Origin of the sequence: Streptomyces antnestii, assembly GCF_004005495.1 — a bacterium.
Lineage (GTDB): Bacteria > Actinomycetota > Actinomycetes > Streptomycetales > Streptomycetaceae > Streptomyces > Streptomyces antnestii.
This window is the reverse complement of record NZ_RZYA01000005.1, coordinates 23,438-45,683: the sequence shown is the minus strand read 5'-3', so window position 1 is coordinate 45,683 and position 22,246 is coordinate 23,438. Positions and strand designations below refer to the sequence as shown.

21 protein-coding genes are annotated in these 22,246 nt (G+C 71.9%); 4 read left to right on the top strand and 17 right to left on the bottom strand.

The genetic code is table 11. From position 1 onward, the window contains the following. Window positions 1–128: 128 nt before the first annotated feature. The gene (locus tag EOT10_RS12685; protein ID WP_127828593.1) at window positions 129–788 is read left to right on the top strand and encodes an ATP-binding cassette domain-containing protein; all 660 of its coding nucleotides are present in this window, start codon (window positions 129–131) and stop codon (window positions 786–788) included. Here EOT10_RS12685 and EOT10_RS12680 read toward each other — a convergent pair. After that, complete coding sequence (locus tag EOT10_RS12680; protein WP_127828267.1) at window positions 772–1,347, bottom strand: LysM peptidoglycan-binding domain-containing protein; 576 nt, start codon at window positions 1,345–1,347, stop codon at window positions 772–774. The genes EOT10_RS12685 and EOT10_RS12680 overlap by 17 nt on opposite strands. 466 nt (window positions 1,348–1,813) lie before the next feature. Here EOT10_RS12680 and EOT10_RS12670 point away from each other — a divergent pair, with 466 nt between their 5' ends. Together EOT10_RS12670 and EOT10_RS12665 are read left to right on the top strand one after the other, a co-directional pair. Continuing rightward, on the top strand, window positions 1,814–2,611 hold the full coding sequence (locus tag EOT10_RS12670; protein ID WP_127828266.1) for a DUF8842 C-terminal domain-containing protein: 798 nt from the start codon (window positions 1,814–1,816) through the stop codon (window positions 2,609–2,611). A gap of 227 nt (window positions 2,612–2,838) precedes the next feature. Continuing rightward, window positions 2,839–3,153 (top strand): hypothetical protein, encoded by a 315-nt coding sequence (locus EOT10_RS12665; protein ID WP_317617339.1) that lies wholly within the window; start codon window positions 2,839–2,841, stop codon window positions 3,151–3,153. Between the two features lie 225 nt (window positions 3,154–3,378). Here the strand turns inward: EOT10_RS12665 and der are convergent, their stop codons facing one another. The 5 genes from der to aroH form a co-directional block, all read right to left on the bottom strand. Further along, the gene (gene der / locus EOT10_RS12655) at window positions 3,379–4,851 is read right to left on the bottom strand and encodes a ribosome biogenesis GTPase Der (RefSeq protein ID WP_127828265.1); all 1,473 of its coding nucleotides are present in this window, start codon (window positions 4,849–4,851) and stop codon (window positions 3,379–3,381) included. A gap of 77 nt (window positions 4,852–4,928) precedes the next feature. Next, complete coding sequence (locus EOT10_RS12650; RefSeq protein ID WP_189491507.1) at window positions 4,929–5,618, bottom strand: lysophospholipid acyltransferase family protein; 690 nt, start codon at window positions 5,616–5,618, stop codon at window positions 4,929–4,931. Next, window positions 5,576–6,280 (bottom strand): (d)CMP kinase, encoded by a 705-nt coding sequence (gene cmk, locus EOT10_RS12645; protein WP_127828263.1) that lies wholly within the window; start codon window positions 6,278–6,280, stop codon window positions 5,576–5,578. The genes EOT10_RS12650 and cmk overlap by 43 nt, the downstream gene beginning before the upstream one ends. A 194-nt stretch (window positions 6,281–6,474) precedes the next feature. Further along, window positions 6,475–7,560 carry a prephenate dehydrogenase gene (locus EOT10_RS12640; RefSeq protein ID WP_127828262.1) on the bottom strand — a complete coding sequence of 362 codons (1,086 nt, stop codon included), beginning with the start codon at window positions 7,558–7,560 and terminating at the stop codon, window positions 6,475–6,477. Continuing rightward, entirely contained in the window at window positions 7,557–7,919 is a 363-nt protein-coding gene (aroH, locus tag EOT10_RS12635) for a chorismate mutase (protein WP_127828261.1), read from the bottom strand. The genes EOT10_RS12640 and aroH overlap by 4 nt, the downstream gene beginning before the upstream one ends. A 169-nt stretch (window positions 7,920–8,088) precedes the next feature. Here aroH and EOT10_RS12630 point away from each other — a divergent pair, with 169 nt between their 5' ends. After that, window positions 8,089–8,805 carry a nucleotidyltransferase domain-containing protein gene (locus EOT10_RS12630; RefSeq protein WP_127828260.1) on the top strand — a complete coding sequence of 239 codons (717 nt, stop codon included), beginning with the start codon at window positions 8,089–8,091 and terminating at the stop codon, window positions 8,803–8,805. Here EOT10_RS12630 and EOT10_RS12625 read toward each other — a convergent pair. From EOT10_RS12625 to pyrG, 11 genes are all read right to left on the bottom strand, one after another. Then, window positions 8,779–9,783 carry an ADP-ribosylglycohydrolase family protein gene (locus EOT10_RS12625; RefSeq protein WP_127828259.1) on the bottom strand — a complete coding sequence of 335 codons (1,005 nt, stop codon included), beginning with the start codon at window positions 9,781–9,783 and terminating at the stop codon, window positions 8,779–8,781. The two genes, EOT10_RS12630 and EOT10_RS12625, sit on opposite strands and share 27 nt — an antisense overlap. Beyond that, a complete protein-coding gene (locus EOT10_RS12620; protein WP_127828258.1) occupies window positions 9,780–10,526 on the bottom strand; it encodes an NUDIX hydrolase in 747 nt (248 codons plus the stop codon). Before EOT10_RS12620 ends, EOT10_RS12625 begins: the two co-directional genes overlap by 4 nt. Window positions 10,527–10,613: 87 nt before the next feature. Further along, a complete protein-coding gene (locus EOT10_RS12615; protein ID WP_127828257.1) occupies window positions 10,614–11,801 on the bottom strand; it encodes a pseudouridine synthase in 1,188 nt (395 codons plus the stop codon). An 11-nt stretch (window positions 11,802–11,812) separates the two neighbouring features. Beyond that, complete coding sequence (gene scpB, locus EOT10_RS12610) at window positions 11,813–12,466, bottom strand: SMC-Scp complex subunit ScpB (protein WP_189491502.1); 654 nt, start codon at window positions 12,464–12,466, stop codon at window positions 11,813–11,815. Continuing rightward, window positions 12,463–13,533 carry a segregation and condensation protein A gene (locus EOT10_RS12605; protein ID WP_127828256.1) on the bottom strand — a complete coding sequence of 357 codons (1,071 nt, stop codon included), beginning with the start codon at window positions 13,531–13,533 and terminating at the stop codon, window positions 12,463–12,465. The genes scpB and EOT10_RS12605 overlap by 4 nt, the downstream gene beginning before the upstream one ends. Before the next feature lie 391 nt (window positions 13,534–13,924). Continuing rightward, the gene (locus EOT10_RS12600) at window positions 13,925–14,476 is read right to left on the bottom strand and encodes a hypothetical protein (protein WP_127828255.1); all 552 of its coding nucleotides are present in this window, start codon (window positions 14,474–14,476) and stop codon (window positions 13,925–13,927) included. After that, window positions 14,461–15,630: a ParA family protein gene (locus EOT10_RS12595; protein WP_127828254.1), complete on the bottom strand. Its 1,170-nt coding sequence runs from the start codon at window positions 15,628–15,630 to the stop codon at window positions 14,461–14,463. The genes EOT10_RS12600 and EOT10_RS12595 overlap by 16 nt, the downstream gene beginning before the upstream one ends. A 347-nt stretch (window positions 15,631–15,977) precedes the next feature. Further along, window positions 15,978–17,093 (bottom strand): alanine dehydrogenase, encoded by a 1,116-nt coding sequence (gene ald, locus EOT10_RS12590; protein WP_127828253.1) that lies wholly within the window; start codon window positions 17,091–17,093, stop codon window positions 15,978–15,980. A 163-nt stretch (window positions 17,094–17,256) separates the two neighbouring features. Then, a complete protein-coding gene (locus EOT10_RS12585; protein ID WP_189491496.1) occupies window positions 17,257–19,278 on the bottom strand; it encodes a tetratricopeptide repeat protein in 2,022 nt (673 codons plus the stop codon). A 258-nt stretch (window positions 19,279–19,536) separates the two neighbouring features. Next, window positions 19,537–20,166, bottom strand: coding sequence for an NUDIX domain-containing protein (locus EOT10_RS12580; protein WP_127828251.1), 630 nt, complete (start codon window positions 20,164–20,166; stop codon window positions 19,537–19,539). A gap of 127 nt (window positions 20,167–20,293) precedes the next feature. Then, window positions 20,294–21,985, bottom strand: a complete 1,692-nt coding sequence (pyrG, locus tag EOT10_RS12575) for a CTP synthase (RefSeq protein ID WP_127828250.1) — start codon at window positions 21,983–21,985, stop codon at window positions 20,294–20,296. Between the last annotated feature and the right edge of the window lie 261 nt (window positions 21,986–22,246).

Sequence of the window (22,246 nt, the reverse complement as noted above, 5' to 3'; positions counted from 1 at the left end):
GCACGGGCAGGGGCGGCACGGGCGGGGACGGCACGGGCAGGGGCGGCACGGGCAGGGGCGGCACGGGCGGGGGCGGCACGGGCGGGGGCGTACAGGGCGGGGACGGCACGGGCGGGGGTGGCCTCGCCCTGTGGCACGCGCGCGTGCGGTACGGCCCGTTGGAGGCGCTGCACGGGGTGACCCTCGTGGCGCCCGGCCCGGGCCTGACCGTGCTCCTCGGCCGCAACGGCTCAGGCCGTACGACCGCGCTGCGCGCCCTCGCCGGGACCGTGCCGCTCACCGCCGGATCCGTGCTCTGGGACGGCGCCGACGTCACGCGCGTGCCCGCGCAGGAGCGGGTCGCCCGGGGCCTGTGCTTCGTACCGGAGCGGCAGGCGGTGTTCGGTTCACTGACCGTGGCCGAGAACCTCGAACTGGCCGCCCGGAGCCACGGTTTCACCCCCGCCCTGGAGGCGTACCCCGAGCTGCGTCCCCTGCTGCCCCGCCGCGCGGGCACCCTGTCGGGCGGCGAGCAGCGCATGCTGGCCCTGTCCCGGTCCCTCGTGTCGCACGCGCGCGTGGTCCTCGTCGACGAACCGGCGCAGGGCATGGCGCCGGCCGTGGCGTCGCGGACGTACGCGCTGCTCGGGGGGCTCGACGCGTGCGTGGTCGTCGCCGAGCAGCGGCTCCCGGCCGACCTGCGCACGCGCGCTGGCGTGGTGGTGTACGAACTGCTCCGTGGCGGCGTCGTGTTCGCCGGGGAGGCCGCCGAACTCGGTTCCGGTCCTCGGCCTACGCCTTCGGGATGACCAGCATGGTGCCGGGGTTGAGGCGGTCGGGAGAGGGCCCGATCATCTTCTTGTTGGCCCGGTAGAGCGCCTGCCAGCCGCCCTTGACGTGGCTGCGCACGGCGATCGCGCTGAGGGTGTCCCCCGGTTTCACGATGTGCATACGGCCGGCGAGCTTGTAGGCCTTGGAACAGGCGGGCCAGGCCTCCCAGCCCTGGGTGCGCAGCACCTCCTCGGCGACCGTGATCTGCTGGGCGCGGGTCGCGAGGTCGGCGCGCGGGGCGTACGCGAGGCCGCCGTTCGCCTTCCAGGTGGACTGCCGGAACTGCAGCCCGCCGTAGTAGGAATTGCCGCTGTTGATGTGCCAGCGTCCGCTGCTCTCACAGTCGGCGAGACAGCCCCACGGCCACTGGTCCTTGGCTTCCCTGGCACAGTCGTACGGCTTCTGGATCAGGTGTCCGGGGCCCGGGGCCGGTGGTGGCGGGGCGGCCGACGCGGCGGTGGGGGTGAGCAGGGCGGCGGCGAGGAGCACGGCCGGGAGGGCCGCCGGAAGGAAGGGCCGCGTGGGTGTCTCGGGCATGGGGCGCATCGCGTCACGCTAGGCAGCCGGGGCGGCGCCTCCACCGTGCCGCGCCCTGCGCGCACCCGGCCCCACCCGGTCGGCCGCCTCCTCGGTCGCCTCCTCGGTCGCCTCCTCGGTCGCCTCCTCGGTCGCCTCCTCGGTCGCCTCCTCGGTCGCCGGAGTTTCCGCCCACTCCCCCGACGATTTTTTTCAGCCACCTTCTTCATGACGCGATTTCGTGATTTGTCGACCTGTTGGCATGGCGACCCGCGGCTCACCTCGCGGGATCAATCCCCGTACGGATCCGGTGAGTTGGCGACGACCGGCCACTTCAGGCCACGGGCCCCCGCCACGCGCCGGATGGGTCGATTCCGTCCTCTTCCGGGGCGTGACCCCCGGGACAGATCATCCGTTGTCTCCTTTATGAGCCGGGGACCGCCCGGCCGCATTCGACGCAGCAACACACCGAATCCGAGGAGCCACCGTGCCGCGCATGCTCGACGTCAGCGACGACGTACGCGCCGAGATCGGCGACGCAGAAGCCGACCGGCTGCTCGCCGGAGAGAACGCCCCGGGTACGTACGACTGCACGTCCTGCCGTACCCCGGGCGACTCGGAACAGGAGCGCACCAGCACCGTCCTGTTCATCGGCGACGAGACCGCCGTCCTCGCCTTCGCCCACTCCACCTGCCTGCCCTCACAGGTCGTCCAGGTGTCCGAGGAGCAGCTCCAGGGCGCCGTGCGTTCCATCACCGGCGACGGGGGCGCCCCGGCCGCCGCCCCCTCCCCCGCGGCGCCCGCCGCCCCGCAGCAGGCCGTGCTCGGCGTGACCAGCGGGCTCGTCCTGATCGCCGGCGAGCTGCACCCCGCGCTCGTGGTCGAGCCCACCGGGCCGATCGCCCGTCCCGGCGCGACGGGCGGCTTCGACGAGTTCCTGACGCTCCTCGTGGAGCAGGGCTTCACGCCGACCGCCCAGGTCGCGGAAGTGCCGCCGGTGCTGCACGGCTGGTCCGTGCTCCTCGCCGCAGGCCAGCTGCACGCCGTCCTTCAGCCCGGTGCGGGCGGGGCGGGGCAGGTGGCCTGGTGGCAGGCCCACCAGCCGCTGCAGGTCACCGACGGCTGGCGCGCCGCCGCCAACAAGACGAACTCCGTGCTCGTCCTCGCCGCCCCGTCCGGCACGATCGGCCGCCAGCCGCGCGAGGACCTCCTCCGGGACGCCCTCGACAAGGCCGCGGCGAACGGTCTGCTCGTCGGCGCGACAATGCCGCTGGCAGGTACGTGACCGCGCCGGGCGAGGTGCTGTGACTGTGGGCCGGGCGCACGCCCGGCCCACAGTCGTGCCGGGCGCCGGCCGGTGTGCCCGAAGACCTCCCGTGCACCGCCCATACCCCCCTCGGCCTGCGAAAGCGCGGCTTCGGCCGCATCCGCGAGGGTGTGCGGGTCGTTGGCACCTACGTGCACTCATACGACCCCACTCGCCGCCCGCAGTACCCGAACCCGATCCCCGCCATGCGCGGGACGCACGAATCAGCGGGTGGCCGCTCGGCCACGCCGATCTACGACGCCCTGTACTCGGAGTACCGCAGGTCCTTCCGGGCCCTGCCGGGTGACCGCAGCGGCGAGGAGAACATCGCGTTCGCCTCGTTCGGCGTGGGCCCGTACGGGATGCACCTCAGCGGCGGCCGGCCCGGCGCGTCGCACCACGAACCGCAGTACGTCCACAGCTCACCGCCGCCCGGCGCCTGGCACGCGAACGGGCGGCAGCACAGCACCGGGAGCAACGTCCCGGCCGCGCTGCCGCCCGGCCCCCGCAGGGAGCACTAGGGCGTGTTTCGAAAGTCCCGCCTGCCCCGCGACGCCTGGCACGCACTCCCCCACTCTCGGCTTCGCTCGAGCGGGGGGACCCCCATGCGGCGTTGCCGAAACGTCCGAGTGGCTCCGCCACTAGGACGCTCCGGCGCCTTGCGATCGCACGCACCAGACGCCGCGGGGCCCGCCCTCCGGGCGGACGACGCTACTTTCGAAACACGCCCTAGGACACGCCCTGGCTCACTTCTTGCGGCCGCGCTTCTCGCGCACCCGCACCGAGATGTGGATCGGCGTCCCCTCGAAACCGAACTCCTCACGGAGGCGCCGCTCCACGAAGCGCCGGTAACCGGCCTCGATGAAGCCGGAGGCGAAGAGCACGAACCGCGGCGGCTTCGTACCGGCCTGCGTACCGAAGAGGATGCGGGGCTGCTTGCCGCCGCGGACCGGGTGCGGGTGCGAGGCCACCAGCTCACCCAGGAACGCGTTGAGGCGGCCGGTCGGCACGCGCGTCTCCCAGCCGTCCAGGGCCGTCTCGATCGCGGGGACGAGCTTCTCCATGTGGCGGCCGGTCGTCGCCGACACGTTCACCCGGGGCGCCCACGCGATCTGCGCGAGCTCCGTGTCGATCTCGCGCTCCAGGTAGTAGCGCCGCTCCTCGTCGAGCGTGTCCCACTTGTTGTAGGCGACGACGATCGCGCGGCCCGCCTCGACGGCCATGGTGACGATGCGCTGGTCCTGGACGGAGATCGACTCGGACGCGTCGATCAGGATGACCGCGACCTCCGCCTTCTCCACGGCGGCCGCCGTACGCAGCGACGCGTAGTAGTCCGCGCCCTGCTGGAGGTGGACGCGCTTGCGGATGCCCGCCGTGTCGACGAACTTCCAGGTGATCCCGCCGAGCTCGATCAGCTCGTCGACGGGGTCACGGGTGGTGCCCGCCAGCTCGTTCACGACGACGCGGTCCTCGCCCGCCACCTTGTTCAGGAGGGAGGACTTGCCGACGTTCGGGCGGCCGATGAGGGCGATGCGGCGGGGGCCGCCGATCGCGGTGCCGAAGGTCTGCGCCGGGGCGTCGGGCAGCGCCTCCAGGACGGCGTCCAGCATGTCGCCGGTGCCGCGGCCGTGCAGGGCGGACACGGGGTACGGCTCGCCGAGGCCGAGGGACCACAGGGCGGTGGCGTCGGCCTCGCCGCTGGGGCCGTCCACCTTGTTGGCGCACAGCACGACCGGCTTGCCGGCCTTGCGCAGCAGCCGCACGACCGCCAGGTCGGTGTCGGTGGGGCCGACCGTCGCGTCGACGACGAAGACGACGGCGTCGGCGGTCTCGATCGCGTACTCGGCCTGCGCGGCGACGGACGCGTCGATGCCGAGGACGTCCTGCTCCCAGCCGCCCGTGTCGACGAGCCGGAAGCGACGGCCCGCCCACTCGGCGTCGTACGACACGCGGTCGCGCGTGACGCCCGGCTTGTCCTCGACGACGGCCTCGCGGCGGCCGATGATGCGGTTCACCAGGGTCGACTTGCCGACGTTGGGGCGGCCGACGACGGCGAGGACGGGCAGCGGGCCGTGGCCCGCCTCCTCGATCGCGCCTTCGACGTCCTCGATGTCGAAGCCCTCTACCGCGGCGAGCTCCATGAACTCCGCGTACTCCGCGTCGCCGAGGGCACCGTGCTCGTGCTCGGCCGAGCCCTCGGGCTGGATCTGGTCGTTCATGAAGTCCGTACCTCGTCGTTCATCGTGGTGATCGGTGCGTCCGCGCTCATGGGCAGGCGCACTACTGAAAGTCTCGCTCAGCGCCCGGTCAGGCGCCTGGCGTTTTCCAGGTGTGCGGTGAGCCGCTCCTGGATGCGCACGGTCGCCTCGTCCAGCGCCTTGCGCGTACGCCGCCCGCTGCCGTCGCCCGCCGGGAACGGGTCCCCGAAGACGACGTCGACGCGGCTGCGCAGCGGCGGCAGCGCCTTGATGAGCCGGCCGCGCTTCTCCGTGCTGCCGAGTACCGCCACCGGCACGATCGGTGCCCCGCTGCGCACGGCGAAGTAGGCGAGCCCCGCGCGCAGGGAGGCGAAGTCGCCGCCCCCTCGGGTGCCCTCCGGGAAGATGCCGAGGACTCCCCCCTCGTCGAGCACGCTCAGCGCACGCGTGATCGCCGTACGGTCCGCCGTCGCCCGGTCCACCTCGACCTGGCCGATGGCGCCCAGGAACCTGCCGAGGGGGCCGACGAACGCTTCCTTCTTGATGAGGAAGTGCGTCGGCCGGGGCGCGACGCCCATGACCATCGGCCCGTCCACGTTGTGCGCGTGGTTGACGGCGAGTATCACCGGGCCGGTCGCGGGGACCTTCCAGGCGCCGAGGACGCGGGGCTTGAACAGCCCGTACATGAGGCCGACGCCGATCCGGCGGCCGACCTCCGCGCCTCTTTCGGAGGGAGGAGCCGCACTCACTTCGCGGCCCGCTTCTCCCCGATGAGGGTGACGACGCACTCGATGACCTGCTGGAGCGTGAGCTCGGAGGTGTCCACCTCGACGGCGTCGTCGGCCTTGGCCAGCGGGGACGTCTTGCGGCTGGAGTCGGCCGTGTCCCGCTTGATCAGGGCTTCCTGGGTCGCCTTCACGTCGGCGCCCTTGAGCTCACCGCTGCGGCGGGCCGCGCGGGCCTCCGGCGAGGCGGTGAGGAAGATCTTCAGGTCGGCGTCGGGCAGGACGGTCGTGCCGATGTCACGGCCCTCGACGACGATGCCCTTCTCCGCGGAGGCGGCGATGGAGCGCTGCAGCTCGGTGATGAGGGCGCGCACCTCGGGGACGGCGCTGACGGCGCTGACCTTCGAGGTGACGTCGGTGGTGCGGATGGGACCGGCCACGTCGACGCCGTCGACGGTGATCGTCGGCGCGTTCGGGTCGGTGCCGGAGATGATCTCGGCCTTGGCGGCGACGGCGGCGATGGCTGACGGGTCGGTCAGGTCTATGCCGTTGTTCACCATCCACCAGGTGATCGCCCGGTACTGGGCACCGGTGTCCAGGTAGCTGAGGCCGAGCTGGGAGGCGACGGCCTTCGAGGTGCTCGACTTGCCCGTGCCGGAGGGTCCGTCGATGGCGACGATCACTGCTGCCGGGGCGGCGCTTGCGGCGGTTGCGGCGGTTTCCACGGGGCTGCGGACACCTTTCTCAGTGCACGGGACAGGGAGGCGGGGCGCAAAGGCGCCCCGCACAAGGTTACTGGCTCAGGCACCCTGCCCTTACAGCCCCTGAGGACAGGGCTTACTGCCGCATCGCCCAGCCCCACGCCGACCCCCGACGCACCGCCCGGCGGTGCGGGCCGCCCCACCCGACCACCGTCTATCTACTGCCGCATCGCCCAGCCGCGCTCGCGCAGCGCCGCCGTCAGTTTCGGGGCCGCGGCCGGCTGGACCATCAGCTGGACGAAGCCGGCCTGCTGACCGGTCGCGTGCTCGATGCGGACGTCCTCGACGTTGACGCCCGCGGCGCCCGCGTCCGCGAAGATCCGGGCCAGCTCGCCGGGCTGGTCGGAGATGAGGACGGCCACGGTCTCGTACGTCGCGGGGGCCGCGCCGTGCTTGCCGGGGACGCGGACCTGGCCCGCGTTGCCGCGGCGCAGGACGTCCTCGACGCCGAGGGCTCCCTCACGCCGCTTCTCGTCGTCGGAGGACTGGAGGGAGCGCAGCGCCCGCACGGTCTCGTCCAGGTCGGCGGAGACCGCGGAGAGCAGGTCGGCGACCGGGCCCGGGTTGGCGGAGAGGATGTCGATCCACATGCGGGGGTCGGAGCCCGCGATGCGCGTCACGTCGCGGATGCCCTGGCCGCACAGGCGTACGGCCGACTCCTCGGCGTGCTCCAGGCGGGCCGCGACCATGCTGGAGAGCAGGTGCGGCATGTGCGAGACGAGGGCGACGGCGCGGTCGTGGGCGTCCGCGTCCATGACGACGGGGACGGCCCGGCACAGCGCGACCAGTTCGAGGGCGAGGTTCAGGACCTCGGTGTCGGTGTCGCGGGTGGGCGTCAGGACCCAGGGGCGGCCCTCGAAGAGATCCGCGGTGGCCGCCAGGGGCCCGCTGCGCTCGCGGCCCGACATGGGGTGCGTGCCGATGTAGGGGCTGAGGTCGAGGCCGAGCGCCTCCAGCTCGCGTCGGGGGCCGCCCTTGACGCTGGCCACGTCGAGGTAGCCGCGGGCCACCCCGCGGCGCATCGCGTCGGCCAGGGTCGTCGCGACGTGCGCGGGCGGCACGGCCACCAGGCACAGGTCGACGGGGCCCTCGGGCGCCTCGTCGGTGCCGGCGCCGAGCGCGGCGGCGGTGCGGGCCTGCGCCGGGTCGTGGTCGGCGAGGTGTACGCGCACGCCGCGTGAGGCGAGGGCCTGGGCGGCGGAGGTGCCGATGAGGCCGGTGCCGATGACGAGGGCGGTCCTCACTGGGCGATGTCCTTGCGCAGGGCTGCCGCGGCGCCGAGGTACACGTGCGCGATCCCCGACTTCGGGAGCTCGGACTCGATGTGCGCGAGGACGCGGACGACGCGGGGCAGCGCGCCCTCGATGTCGAGTTCCTGGGCGCAGATCAGCGGCACGTCGACGATGCCCAGCTTGCGCGCGGCGGCGGCCGGGAAGTCGGAGTGCAGGTCGGGGGTGGCCGTGAACCAGATGGAGATCAGGTCGTCGGAGGTCAGCCCGTTCCGCTCAAGGATGGCGGTCAGCAGCTCGCTGACCTGCTGGTCCATGTGTCCGGCCTCGTCCCGTTCGAGTTGGACGGCGCCCCGGACCGCTCGTACCGCCACGGTGTCGCTCCTTGCTTGCGTACGTACAGGCTGATGAGGTGCCAAGCCTAGTCAGCCCCGCCCGCACCGTCGCGCCGCGCCCGCCTGCCGAGACGGCCGGCGCCCGCGGAGGAGCGCGGCGGGCGGAAATTCGGGCGCTCCGGCGGGCCGGCGCCCGTACGCTCCGTCCATGACGGAGGCCCTGGACCTGGTGCGCGACCACACGATCTACTCCTGCGTGATGGGATCGCGGGCGTTCGGCCTGGCCACGGACGGCAGCGACACCGACCGCCGGGGTGTCTACGTGGCTCCGACGCCGATGTTCTGGCGCTTCGAGAAGCCGCCGACGCATCTCGACGGCCCCGCCGAGGAGCAGTTCTCCTGGGAGCTGGAACGCTTCTGCGAGCTCGCGCTGCGGGCCAATCCGAACATCCTGGAGTGCCTGCACTCACCGCTCGTGGAACACGTCACGGACACGGGCCGTGAGCTCCTCGCGCTGCGCGGCGCGTTTCTGTCCCGGCAGGTCCACGCCACGTTCACCGGCTACGCGATGGGCCAGCGCCGGAAGCTCGACGCGGACGTCCGGCTGCACGGCGCCCCGCGCTGGAAGCACGCGATGCACCTGCTGCGGCTGCTCACCTCCTGCCGCGACCTGCTCCGCACCGGCCGGCTGACCCTCGACGTCGGCGAGGACCGCGAGGGACTTCTCGCGGTCAAGCGGGGCGAGGTGGCGTGGGCGGAGGTGGAGATCCGGATGGCGCGCCTGGGCGCCGAGGCGGAGGAGGCGGCCGCCCGGACCCCGCTCCCGGCCGCCCCGGACCGCGCGCGGGTCGAGGACTTCCTGGTCGGGGTGCGCCGCGCGTCGGCCGGCGCACCCGCCTCAGGCGTCCCAGAGCGCCCCGAGTGACAGCAGGTCGCTCCGGTACTCGATCCGGTCCGACCAGTCCGCCGGCCACACCTCGTCGCCCAGGTACGCGCCCGCGAAGGCTCCCGTCAGACAGGCGATGGAGTCCGAGTCGCCGGAGGTGCAGGCGGCGCGGCGCAGGGCGGTGACGGGTTCGTCCACGAAGAGCAGGAAGCAGAGCAGGCCCGTGGCGAGCGCCTCCTCGGCGATCCAGCCTGCCCCGGTGGCCAGGCAGGGGTCGGTCTCGGGCGACGGCGAGCGCAGGGCCTCCTGGAGCCGTTCGAGAGCGGCGAGGCAGTCGTCCCAGCCGCGCGCGATGAAGTGCTCGGGGCTCGGGTCCTGGGAATGGGTCCACAGGTCGCCCAGCCACCGCTCGCGGTACCGCTGCCGGTTCTCGTACGCGTACGACCGCAGCTGTCCGACGAGTCCGGTCGGTTCGGTGCCCCGGGCCAGGAGGTGGACGGCGTGCGCGGTGAGGTCGGAGGCGGCGAGCGCGGTGGGGTGGCCGTGGGTGAGGGCGGACTGCAACTGGGCGGCGCCCGCGCGCTGTTCGTCGCTGAGTCCGGGGATCAGGCCGACGGGGGCGACGCGCATGTTGGCGCCGCAGCCCTTGGACCCGATGCGGCTCGCCTCGCGCCACGGCTTGCCCTGGGCGAGGAGGTCGCAGGCCTGGAGGCAGGTGTTGCCCGGGGCGCGGTTGTTCTCCGGTGACCGGTACCAGGCGGTGAACTCCTCGCGCAGGGGCGCCTCCATGCGCTGCGGTGCGAGCAGTCCGCTGTCCGTCGCGGTGCGCAGCGCGTTCCCCACGGCCAGCGTCATCTGGGTGTCGTCGGTGACGATCGCCGGGGTGGGCAGGGCCATCTGCCGCCAGGGCCCGCACTTGGCGAGGATCGACGGTACGTCGTTGAACTCGGTCGGGAAGCCGAGGGCGTCCCCGAGGGCGAGCCCTATGAGGGAGCCGGTCGCCGCACGCTTCTTCATGAGGGTCGTCCTTCCGCGGTGGGCCTGAGCAGGGGCGGGTGGAGGGCGGTGGCGGGCCCGGCCTTGTAGAGGGCGGCGGGTTTGCCGCGGCCGCCGGTGAGCCGGGCGGCGCCGTGCACCGGTTTGACGAAGCCGGGGGTCGCGAGGACCTTGCGCCGGAAGTTGGCGGGGTCGAGACCGGCGCCCCACACGGCCTCGTAGACCCCGCGCAGCTCGCCGAGCGTGAACTCGGGCGGGCAGAACGCCGTGGCCAGGCAGGTGTTCTCGATGCCGCTGCCGATGCGGTCGTGCGCGTCGGCGAGGATCCGGTCGTGGTCGAAGGCGAGCGGCCCGTACGCGCCCGTGCCGTACGGGAGCCAGTCCGCGCGGGCGGCGTCACCGCCCCCGCGCACCTCGGGCGGATCGGGCACGAGGGCCGCGAAGGCGACGGAGACGACCCGCATGCGGGGGTCGCGGTCCGGGTCGCTGTAGGTGCGCAGCTGTTCCAGGTGCAGTCCGGTGACGTCGGACAGGCCGGTCTCCTCGGCCAGTTCGCGCGCGGCGGCCGTCTCGGCGGACTCGTCGGGGAGCACGAAGCCGCCCGGCAGTGCGCGCTGTCCCGCGTACGGGGACTGTCCCCGCTCGACGAGGAGTACGCGCAGCGCGCCGTCCCGGATCGTGAAGACGGCCAGATCGACGGTGACGGCGAAGGGCTCGAAGGCGTACTTGTCGTAGCCCGGTGGGCGCTTGTCGTAGCCCGGCACGCACACCACCCCCCTCTCTTTATGGTCTTACCGACTATAAAGAGAGGGGGGTGGCGCACACAAGAGCGGGGCCCGAAAGGGGTGGGCCTAGAGCTCGACCTCCTGCATCAGCATGCCGACCTCGGTGTTGGACAGGCGCCGCAGCCAGCCCGACTTCTGGTCGCCGAGCGCGATCGGCCCGAAGGAGACCCGCACCAGCTTGTCGACCGGGAACCCGGCCTCCGCGAGCATGCGCCGCACGATGTGCTTGCGGCCCTCGTGCAGGGTGACCTCGACGAGGTAGTTCTTGCCGGTCTGCTCGACGACCCGGAAGTGGTCCGCCTTCGCGTACCCGTCGTCCAGCTGGATGCCGTCCTTGAGCTGCTTGCCCAGGTCACGCGGGATCGGGCCCACGATGTGCGCGAGGTAGGTCTTCTTCACGCCGTACTTGGGGTGCGTGAGGCGGTGGGCCAGCTCTCCGTGGTTGGTGAGCAGGATGATGCCCTCGGTCTCGGTGTCGAGCCGGCCGACGTGGAAGAGCCGCGTCTCGCGGTTGTTCGTGTAGTCCCCGAGGCACTGGCGGCCGTCGGGGTCCTCCATGGTGGAGACGACACCGGCGGGCTTGTTCAGCGCGAAGAACTGGTACGTCTGCGTGGCCACGGTCAGACCGTCGACCTTGATCTCGTCCTTCTCGGGGTCGACTCGCAGGCCCTGCTCCAGCACGATCTGGCCGTTGACCTCGACCCTGGCCTGCTCGACGAGCTCCTCGCAGGCACGCCGGGAGCCGTAGCCGGCGCGCGCGAGCACCTTCTGCAGCCGCTCGCCCTCCTGCTCGGCGCCCGGGAACGTCTTGGGGGTCTTGATGTCCGGCTTGCCGGCGTACCGGTCCCGGTTGCGCTCCTCGGCGCGGGCGTCGAACTCGCGCGAGCGGGCCGGTGCCCAGCGGCTCCGGCCGGACTGGCCCTGCTTCGGGCCGCCCTTCGCGCCGCCGCGGGCCGCGCCGCCGCGACCGCTCTTGGCGCCGCCGCTGTCGCCGGGGCTCACGTCGTAGCGACGCTCCTCGGGACGCGGCTTGCTCGGCCGGCCCTGCTTGTCGTCACGGTCGTTGCCGGCGCCCCGGTAGTTGCCACGGCCGCCACCGCTGCTGCCACCGCTGCCGCCGCGGCCGGCGCTGCCGCCGCGACCACCGCTGCCACCTCGTCCGCCGCCACCGCTGCTGCCGCGGCCGCCGCTGTTGCCACCACGGCTCCCGCCGTTGTTTCCGCTGCTGTTCCTGCCGCTGCTGCTGCTTCGCATCAAAATTTCCGTTAGTCGTCTGCGTCCTCGTAACCCGGCGCATCGGGTGCGTCCGGGTCGAACGACGGGACCCCTTCCTGCGTCTCGGCCTCGATCGCGTCCGCCTCGGGGAGGAAGGGCGCGAGTTCCGGGAGCTCGTCCAGGCCTCGCAGGCCCATCCGCTCCAGAAAGTAGTTCGTCGTCCTGTACAGGATCGCACTTGTTTCGGGTTCCGCGCCCGCCTCCTCGACGAGGCCCCTCTGCAGCAGGGTCCGCATCACGCCGTCGCAGTTCACTCCACGCACGGCGGAGACCCGGGAACGGCTGACCGGCTGGCGGTACGCGACGACCGCGAGCGTCTCCAGGGCCGCCTGGGTGAGCCGGGCCTGCTGCCCGTCGAGCACGAACCGTTCGACCGCCGCCGCGTACTGCGGCCGCGTGTAGAACCGCCAGCCGCCCGCCACGAGCCGCAGCTCGAAGCCGCGGCCCTGGACCGTGTACTCGTCCGCCAGCTCCCGCAGCGCGTCCGCGACGGCCCTGCGCGGCCGGTCCAGGACCTTCGCGAGGTGCTCCTCGGTCGCGGGCTCGTCGACGACCATCAGTACGGCTTCCAGAGCCGGCTTCAGCTCCAGCTCGGCGACCCCGTCCGCCCCGGCGACGGCTTCCTGCGCGCTCATGCCCGTCATCCCCGCTCCTCCTGTACGGCGGTCGGCCCGGCCTGCGCCTCGTCCCCGGTCCCGGCTTCCCCAGTCCCGGCAGTCCCGGCATTCCCGTTCCCGGCTTTCCGGGTCTCGGCTTTTCCGGTCGCGTCCGTCTCCGGTGGCCGGTCGAACTCATCCGTGACCGTCGGCTCCCCCTCGCCCTCCCCGCCCGTCCAGCGCACCAGGAGCTCACCCAGGGCCTCCTCCTGCTCCAGGCTGACCGCCTTCTCGCGGTACAGCTCCAGGAGCGCCAGGAAGCGGGCCACGACGGTCAGGGTGTCGTCGGTGTCCGCCACCAGCGCCCGGAAACTCGCCTCGCCGAGCTCCCGCAGCCGCGCCACGACAAGCCCGGCCTGCTCACGCACGCTGACCAGCGGGGCGTGGATGTGGTCGACGTACACCTGCGGCTTGGCCTTCGGCTGCATCGCCTTCACGGCGAGCCGGGCGAAGCCCTCCGCCCCGATGCTGATGACGACCTCGGGCAGCAGCTCCGCGTGGTGCGGCTCCAGGCCGACGGTGCGCGGGTAGCGCCGCGCCTCCTGGTCGAGCCGCTCGCTGAAGATGTCGGCGATCTTCTTGTACGCGCGGTACTGGAGCAGCCGGGCGAACAGCAGGTCACGCGCTTCGAGGAGCGCGAGGTCGGCCTCGTCCTCGACCTCGGCGGTGGGCAGCAGCCGGGCGGCCTTGAGATCGAGCAGGGTGGCGGCGACCACGAGGAACTCGGTGGTCTGGTCGAGGTCCCACTCGGGTCCCATGGCGCGGATGTGCACCATGAACTCGTCGGTGACCTTGGAGAGCGCGACCTCGGTGACGTCCATCTTGTGCTTGGAGATCAGCTGGAGGAGCAGGTCGAAGGGCCCCTCGAAGTTGGCAAGCCGCACCTTGAAACGGCCGTCTTCGGGCACGTCGGCCGACACGGCGGGCTCAGCCGACTCAGCGGGCTCAGCCGACTCGGCGGGCTCGGCGGACCCGGCGGACCCGGCGGGCTCAGCGGGCACGTCGGCCTCAGCCGACACGGCGGGCTCGGCGGACCCGGCGGGCTCAGCCGACACGACAGGTTCAGCAAGCTCGGCGCGCTCAGCCGACTCGGCAGGTTCAGCGAACTCGGCGGACTCAGCAAGCTCGGCGGGCTCAGAAGGCACGGCGGCCGACTCGGCAGGTTCAGCGGCCTCGGCGGACCCGTGCGCGTCGGCCGCTTCCGGAGCTTCGGCCACACCGGCCGACTCCGGCCCGGGCACGGCCCCCGGCGACGGCTCCGGCCCGGCCTCTGGCGATGGCACCGGCTCCGGCCGGGAGCCGCACCCCGGCTCGCCGGAATCCCGTTCCGCCGGAGGCAGCGGCGGCGGCGCCGCCCCCGGTCCCCGGCCCAGCACGCGTCGCCGCGTGACCCGGCCGGGCGGGGAGGTGTCGTCGTCGTGTCCGGGCATCAGCGGGACGCTACCGCTACCGCCCGCGAAGTCGGCGTACGAGAATGCTCGCGTCTCCCCGCGATTCGAGGTCGGCGAGGACCACGGCGACCGCCTCGCGCACGATGCGGCCGCGGTCCACGGCGAGCCCGTGCTCACCGCGGAGCACGAGGCGGGCGTGCTCGAGGTCCATCAGCTCCTCGGCGGAGACGTACACCGTGATCTTCTCGTCGTGGCGCTCACGCCCGCTGGGCCGCCGGTTGGCGGCGGCCCGGGAGCGCTTGCGCGACGACCCCGCGGAGGCAGAACCTTCCTGCGCCTGCGGCGGGCGGCGCCCCGCGGACTTGTCGCCCTCGGCGGCGCGGCTGCGGGACTCGCCCGACTCGTCGTCCGCCGTCGCGTGCTCGGCGCTCTCGCCGCCCTCGTTCTGCGGCTTGCCCCCGGCGGCGACGGCGTCACTCTCGCCCGCCGGCGCCGGCACCCGCGCCTCGCCGTTGGCCGGGCGCCTCGGGGAGGAGGCCTGCAGCCCCATCCCCCCGGTCGTACGGAACAGTTCGTCGGCCCCCGGCAGACTCACTCGGCGTGACACCGGGCGAGCACCTCCCTGGCGAGCTGGCGATAGGCGGCCGCACCGACCGAGTTGGAGGCGTACGTGGTGATGGGCTCACCGGCGACCGTGGTCTCCGGGAAGCGCACGGTCCGGCCGATCACCGTGTGGTAGACGTGATCGTCGAACGCCTCGACGACGCGCGCGAGCACCTCACGGCTGTGGACCGTCCGGGAGTCGTACATCGTGGCGAGGATGCCGTCGAGCTCCAGGTCGGGGTTGAGCCGCTCCTGGACCTTCTCGATGGTCTCCGTGAGCAGCGCGACACCGCGCAGCGCGAAGAACTCGCACTCGAGGGGCACGATCACCTTGTGAGCCGCCGTCAGGGCGTTCACGGTGAGCAGGCCGAGCGAGGGCTGACAGTCGATCACGATGTAGTCGTAGTCGGCCATCAGCGGCTTGAGCGCCCGCTGCAGCGTGGACTCGCGCGCGACCTCGCTGACCAGCTGCACCTCGGCAGCCGACAGGTCGATATTGCTGGGCAGCAGGTCCATGTTGGGCACTGCCGTCTTGAGAAGGACCTCGTCGGCGGCCATCCCCCGCTCCATGAGCAGGTTGTAGACCGTCAGGTCGAGTTCCATCGGGTTCACGCCGAGACCGACCGAGAGCGCGCCCTGCGGGTCGAAGTCGACGAGCAGGACCCGGCGTCCGTACTCCGCGAGCGCGGCACCCAGGTTGATGGTCGACGTGGTCTTGCCCACGCCGCCCTTCTGGTTGCACATCGCGATGATCTTCGCGGGGCCGTGGTCGGTCAGCGGGCCTGGGATCGGGAAGTACGGGAGCGGGCGCCCGGTCGGGCCGACGCGCTCGCGGCGCTGGCGGGCAGCGTCGGGCGCGAGCGTGGCCGCGTACTCCGGGTCAGGCTCGTACTCGGCGTCGGGGTCGTAGAAGTGCCCCTCGGGCAGTTCGTCGTAGTCGGCGAAGTGGGAGCGTTCGCCACTTCGGTCGCCGGCCATGGCGTTCACGTGATGGCCATCCATGCTCTGGGGTGCTGTCTGCGTCTGCAGGGGGCTGCTCTGACGGGCGGCAAAGGTACGGACCGCGACGGAGCCGACAGCCTCGAGCCCCGCGGGACCTTGCCCCCTCGCAACCGTTCCTGGTTGACCACCCCCGGGAGTAAATGTCGACTCATTCACAAGTCGTCTTACCTCCTTGGTGACCAGGAAACTTCTAGATAGGTCAGCGTGGCACCATGCCGACGGTTGGCGACTCTATGGCGTGTCACCGGTCCGCAGCAACACAATCCGCCGGACCCGGCCCGATGTGTCGGCAACGGAACACCCTTGTGTCAAGGGTGCGCAGCGCCGGTTCGAAGCGTTTCGCGGGTGCGCGAATCGGTTAAAGGGTTACGTTCGAGGCGAGTTGACCAAGTCCGTATTGATGCGCAAGTGATACGCATACGGCCGGACCCCTCACAAGGTCCGGCCGCAGGCGTGAGATTGACGACTTCCGTTGACGAAAGTGGTCGGTGAGGCGTCAGAGGTCAGCCGAGCAGGGACTCCAGCTCGACGTGCTCGAGGCCGTGGGCCTCGGCGACCTCGCGGTAAACGACCTGGCCGTCATGGGTGTTGAGACCCAGGGCGAGCGCGGCGTCGCGGCGCAGCGCCTCGGCCCAGCCGTTGTTCGCCAGCGACACGATGTAGGGCAGCGTGGCGTTGGTGAGGGCGTAGGTGGAGGTGTTCGGGACCGCGCCCGGCATGTTGGCGACACAGTAGAAGACCGAGTTGTGGACCTGGAAGGTCGGCTCGGCGTGCGTGGTCGGGTGCGAGTCCTCGAAGCAGCCGCCCTGGTCGATCGCGATGTCGACAAGGACACTTCCGGGCTTCATCTTGGCGACGAGCTCGTTGGTGACCAGCTTCGGGGCCTTGGCGCCCGGGATGAGGACGGCGCCGATGACGAGGTCGGCCTCGACGACGGCCTTCTCCAGCTCGTAGGCGTTGGAGACGATCGTCTGCACCTTGGTGCCGAAGATCTTGTCGGCCTCGCGGAGCTTGTTGATGTCCTTGTCGAGCAGGGTCACGTGGAAGCCCATGCCGACGGCGATCTGCGTGGCGTTCCAGCCGGACACGCCGCCGCCGATGACGACGGCCTTGCCGGCCTGGGTGCCGGGGACGCCGCCGGGGAGCACGCCACGGCCGCCGACCGAGCGCATCAGGTGGTACGCGCCGACCTGCGGGGCCAGGCGGCCCGCGACCTCGGACATCGGGGCGAGCAGCGGGAGCGCGCGGCCCGCGGTCTCGACCGTCTCGTAGGCGATGGCGGTGGTGCCGGACTCGAGGAGCGCATCCGTGCACTCCCTGGAGGCGGCGAGGTGCAGGTAGGTGAAGAGCGTCTGGTCCTTGCGGAGGCGGTGGTACTCCTCCGCGATGGGCTCCTTGACCTTCAGGAGCAGGTCAGCGGTGGCCCAGACCTCGTCGGCGGTGCCGAGGATCTGCGCACCGGCCGAGACGTACTCGTCGTCCGTGATCGAGGAGCCGACGCCGGCGTTCTGCTCGATGAAGACCTGGTGGCCGTGGCGCACAAGCTCGTGCACGCCTGCGGGGGTGATGGCCACCCGGAACTCGTTGTTCTTGACCTCGCGGGGGATGCCGACCTTCATCGTCGATCACGGTCCTTGGCTCAGGGATTTCACGGGCATTGCTGTACATATCCATGCGCTTGGGGGCGCATCGGAGACACCACGGGAAGTACGCGGCAGAGCCAGTCTAATGAAGGATTTCTAGCTGTCTAGCCTTTCAAAGCATCAATCTTCAGAGGATGTACTACGGATTTCGTAGGGCTTCGACCTCGTCTCCCTGGGACTTCCCTTCGTTCGGGAGCTCATCTCCCAGCATGCGCTCGGCCGCACCGCGGTGCAGCTTGGCCGCGGCGGGGTCACCAAGGCGGTCGAGGGTGTCGGCCAGGCGGAGCTGCAGCGCGGCCTGCAGCCGGACGTCCTTCGCCTGGCGCGCCCACTCGACCGCCTCCTGGCACGTCTGCAGCGATTCCTCGGGCCGGCCGGCGTACTCCTGGACACGCGCCACCTCGCTCAACGCCCGTGCCTGCGCGGCCACATCGCCCTCCTTGCGGTACCCGGCGGCGGCGGAGCGCCAGCTGCGCAGGGCGTCGCCGTAGCGGCCCGCGTAGGTGCTCACCGATCCGATGCGGCCGTGCAGCCGCGCGGCGTCGGCGCGCTCGCCCCGGGTGAGCCGCTGGGCGAGGGCACGCCCGTACCAGTCGGCGGCCCGGTGCCAGTCCCCCAGCTCCTGGTACGCGCCGCCTACGGATTCCATCGCGCGACCGGTCGCGTACGGGTCTTTTGCCTCGCGTCCGGCGTCCAGAGCGGCCCGGTAGCGGGTCAGCGCCTCCCGGGTACGGCCGGTCCTCGCGTCGAGGTCGGCCAGGTTCAGGAGGGCCGCGGCCTTCTCGCGGGGCAGGTTCCGGCGCTCGGCGACGTCGAGGACCAGGCGGTGGATGCCGTAGAGGTCGGGGGCGGCGGCCTCGGTGCCGACGTGCGCGACCAGGGCCCGGGTGAGGGCCGCCATCAGGCGCCTGGCCAGGGTGTCCAGGTCACCGTCGGCCACGGCGAGGCGGGCGGACGCGAGGAGGGCGGGCCGCCGGACCCGCAGCCACTCGGCGCCCGCGGCGGGGCCCGGGAAGCGCAGGGCGCGCGGCAGTCCCGCGAGCTTCTTGCGGGCGGGCGAGCCGTCGGGCTCGGTGACCGCGTGGCAGGACTGGAGCAGGCGCACGGTCCGCTCCAGCATCCTGGCGCGGGCGAGCTGCACCTCGCCGGGCCGGTCGTGGGTCTCGGTGAGGCCGCGCAGGAGCGGCATCAGGCAGCCGGGCACCTCGTACTGCGGCAGCTCCGAGCCGACCCGCCGGACGAGGCCGAGGAGGGTGAAGTCGTCGAGGGTGGTCTGCGCGGCGGAGACGGAGCAGCCGGCCAGGGCGGACGCGGTGTGCGGGTCGACATGGCCCTCGGGGGCGAGGGACAGGTAGCGCAGTATCCGCGCGGCGGGCACCGGCAGGGACGCGTGGGCGAGCTGGAAGACCCGGGCGAGGGCGGGCCCGTCGTCGGCCTGCGCCTGCAGCTGTTTGGCCAGGTCGGCGACGGCTTCCTTGGGCCGTACGGCGAGCCAGCCGCCGGCCAGCGTCAGGGCGGCGGGCTGGGACCCGCACACCTCGACCAGGGACTCGGCGGAGCGCGGGTCGACGGTGATGCGCACCGACCCGGTGTACCGGCCGAGCAGCTCGAGGGCGGATTTCGTGTCGAGGCCGCCCAGGGTGCAGGGCCGCACGTCCGGGATGCCGGTGAGGGGCCCCTCGGACACGGCGACGACCAGGCAGTCGGGGGTTTCGGGGAGCAGCGGGTCGACCTGCTCGGCGTCCGCCGCGTCGTCGAGGAACAGCACGGCTCTGCGTACGGAGAGCCCTTCGCGCAGCCGCTCGGCGAGGTCGTCCTCGCTCTCGCCGGGGGGCGCCGGCAGGCTGAGCGCGTCCAGGAGTTCGCGCGCGGTGCGCCCGGTGGGGACGCGGGTGCCGTCCGGGGCGGTGAGGCGGGTGCGCAGGATGCCGTCCGGGTAGTCGGCGGCGACCTTGCCGAGGAGTTCCTCGGCGAGTGCGGTGCGTCCGGATCCGGGGCGTCCCGCGATGAGCAGCACGCGTGCGCGGGGGGCCTTGCGGCCGGCGATCGTATCGAGTCCCGCGCGCTCGATGTCGGCGCGCAGTTCCTTCAACTCACGGCTGCGGCCCAGGAACTGACTGTCTTTCAGTCCGTCCTTCGGTTCGACCGCCTGATCCGTCACGGGCCACGCTCCGTCCACCTGCGCCGAACCCCGCCGGGGGTTCGGGCGGGACGCTGTCAGAGCCTAGTTCAGGGCGAACGGGGTTCCGGGGCGGGCGGCGCGGGGATGTCCCCTGATCGGATCAACGGATGGTAGGACCGGAGAGGCTGAGCCTTTTCAGCCCCTCCGGCCATTTCAGCCCCTGGGGGTCCCCCCGGACGGAGTCTGGGGGAGTTTGAGGAGCGGGGTCCGGGGCGGAGCCCCGGCAGGTACCCGCGCCTACACCTCGAACGGCCGCGCAGGCCACGGCGCTTCGGCTGGCCGCAGCGCCTCAAGGCCGTCCCCGGCCTGCGCGGCGGTCAACGCGAGCACGCCGACGACCAGGCAGTTGTTGTGCAACTCCCCGGCAAGCACACCACGTACGAGATCCCGGAGGGGTACGCGGGCCAGTTCCATGTCGGCCTCCTCGTCCTCCACCTCGAAGCGCTCGCCCTCCGCCTCGGACAGGTCGCGGGCCAGGAAGATGCGCACGGCCTCGGAGCAGCCGCCGGGAGTCGTGTAGACGTCGGTGAGGACGCGCCAGTCCTCGGCCTTGACGTGCGCCTCCTCATAGAGCTCGCGCTGCGCGGCGTGCAGCGGGTTCTCGCCGGGGATGTCGAGCAGGCCGGCCGGGATCTCCCAGAGCTTGTGGCGCACCGGGTGGCGGTACTGCTTGAGGACCAGGACGCGGCCCTGGTCGTCGAGGGCCAGGACGGCGACGGAGCCGGGGTGGACCTGGTAGTCGCGGCGGACGACCGAGCCGCCGGGCATGACCACGTCGTCGGTGCGCACAGAGGTCTTGTTGCCGACGAAGGGGGTCTCGGTCGCGCGGACCTCCCACTCCTCGGCGGTGTCCTTGATCGTCGTCATGTCGACACGTCCTCCTACGCACGTAAATAACACGTTGGGCAACAGAAACCGGGGGCAAACAGAAACCGGGGCACGCACCCCAAAAGGCACGCACCCCGGCAACCGTACAACCCTTGTCCTACACGGCTTACTTGGCCTTCTTGCCGTTCGCCGCGGCGCCCGTCTTCCGCTCGACGGCCGCCTTCACCAGGCCCGCGAAGAGCGGGTGCGGGCGGGTCGGACGGGAGCGCAGCTCGGGGTGCGCCTGGGTGGCGACGAGGTAAGGGTGCACCTCGCGCGGGTACTCCACGTACTCCACGAGCTTGCCGTCGGGCGACGTGCCGGAGAACTGCAGACCGGCCTTCTTCTCCAGCTCGGCGCGGTAGGAGTTGTTCACCTCGTAGCGGTGACGGTGGCGCTCCTCGACGTACTCCTTGCCGTCGTACACCTCGCGCACGATGGAGCCCTCGGCGAGCTTCGCCGGGTACATGCCCAGGCGCATGGTGCCGCCCATGTCGCCCTCGCCGGCGACGATGTCGAGCTGCTCGGCCATCGTGGAGATGACCGGGTGGGCGGTCGCCGAGTCGAACTCGGTGGAGTTGGCGTCGGGGATGTCGGCCAGGTGGCGCGCGGCCTCGATCACGATGCACTGCAGGCCGAGGCAGAGGCCGAGCAGCGGGGTCTTGTTCTCGCGGGCGTACTGGATCGCGCCGACCTTGCCGGACACGCCGCGGTCGCCGAAGCCACCGGGGATACAGATCGCGTCCACGTCGGCGAGCTGCTTCTTGGCGCCGGCCGGCGTCTTGCAGTCGTCGGACGTGACCCACTTGATCTTGACGCGGGCCTTGTTGGCGAAGCCGCCGGCGCGCAGCGCCTCGGTCACCGACAGGTAGGCGTCGGGCAGGTCGATGTACTTGCCGACCAGGGCCATGACGATCTCGTGGTCGGGGTTGTGGACGCGGTCGAGCAGGTCGTCCCAGGTGGACCAGTCCACGTCACGGAACGGCAGGTCGAGCTTGCGGACCACGTACGCGTCCAGGCCCTCGGTGTGCAGGACCTTCGGGATGTCGTAGATCGACGGGGCGTCGATGGCCGCGACCACGGCCGCCTCGTCGACGTCGCACATGAGGGAGATCTTGCGCTTGATCGCCGTGGGCACCTCGCGGTCGGCGCGCAGGACGATCGCGTCCGGCTGGATACCGATGTTGCGCAGGGCGGCGACGGAGTGCTGGGTCGGCTTGGTCTTCAGCTCGCCGGAGGGGCCGATGTAGGGCAGCAGCGAGATGTGCACGACGAAGACGTTGTCGCGACCGACCTCGTGGCGGACCTGGCGGACGGTCTCCAGGAACGGCAGGGACTCGATGTCGCCGACCGTGCCGCCGACCTCGGTGATCACGACGTCGACGTCGTCGGTCGCCATGCGGCGGATGCGGTGCTTGATCTCGTTCGTGATGTGCGGGATGACCTGGACGGTGTCGCCCAGGTACTCGCCGCGTCGCTCCTTGGCGATGACCTGCGAGTAGACCTGGCCGGTGGTGACGTTGGCCGAGCCGTCGAGGTCCACGTCGAGGAAGCGCTCGTAGTGACCGATGTCCAGGTCGGTCTCGGCGCCGTCGTTGGTGACGAACACCTCACCGTGCTGGAACGGGTTCATCGTGCCGGGGTCGACGTTCAGGTACGGGTCGAGCTTCTGCATCGTGACCCGAAGACCGCGCGCCTTGAGCAGCGCACCCAGGCTGGAGGCCGTCAGTCCCTTGCCGAGGGAGGAGGCGACACCCCCGGTGACGAAGATGTGCTTGGTCGTCGTGGCTGTGCTGTTTCGAAAAGCACCGGGCGTCATGGCCAAGAGGGGGCTCCCGTGGTCGCGGTCTGGATTGCGTACCGGCGTGCCTGGTCCGGAGAATTCCGGGGGTGCCGTCGCTGCGGGTTCGGGGGCTTCGACTTGTCGGCAGAAGCGCACCGGTCCACGGGCTACCAGGGTAACAGCGAGTGGGCGAGGCCGCTTCCGGCCACGCTCCGCACATGCCTCGCCACGGCCTCACGCGGGCCTCACCCATCGCTCACTCTTTCGGCTTATCTTCGTTGCCAGGAGAGGAACACA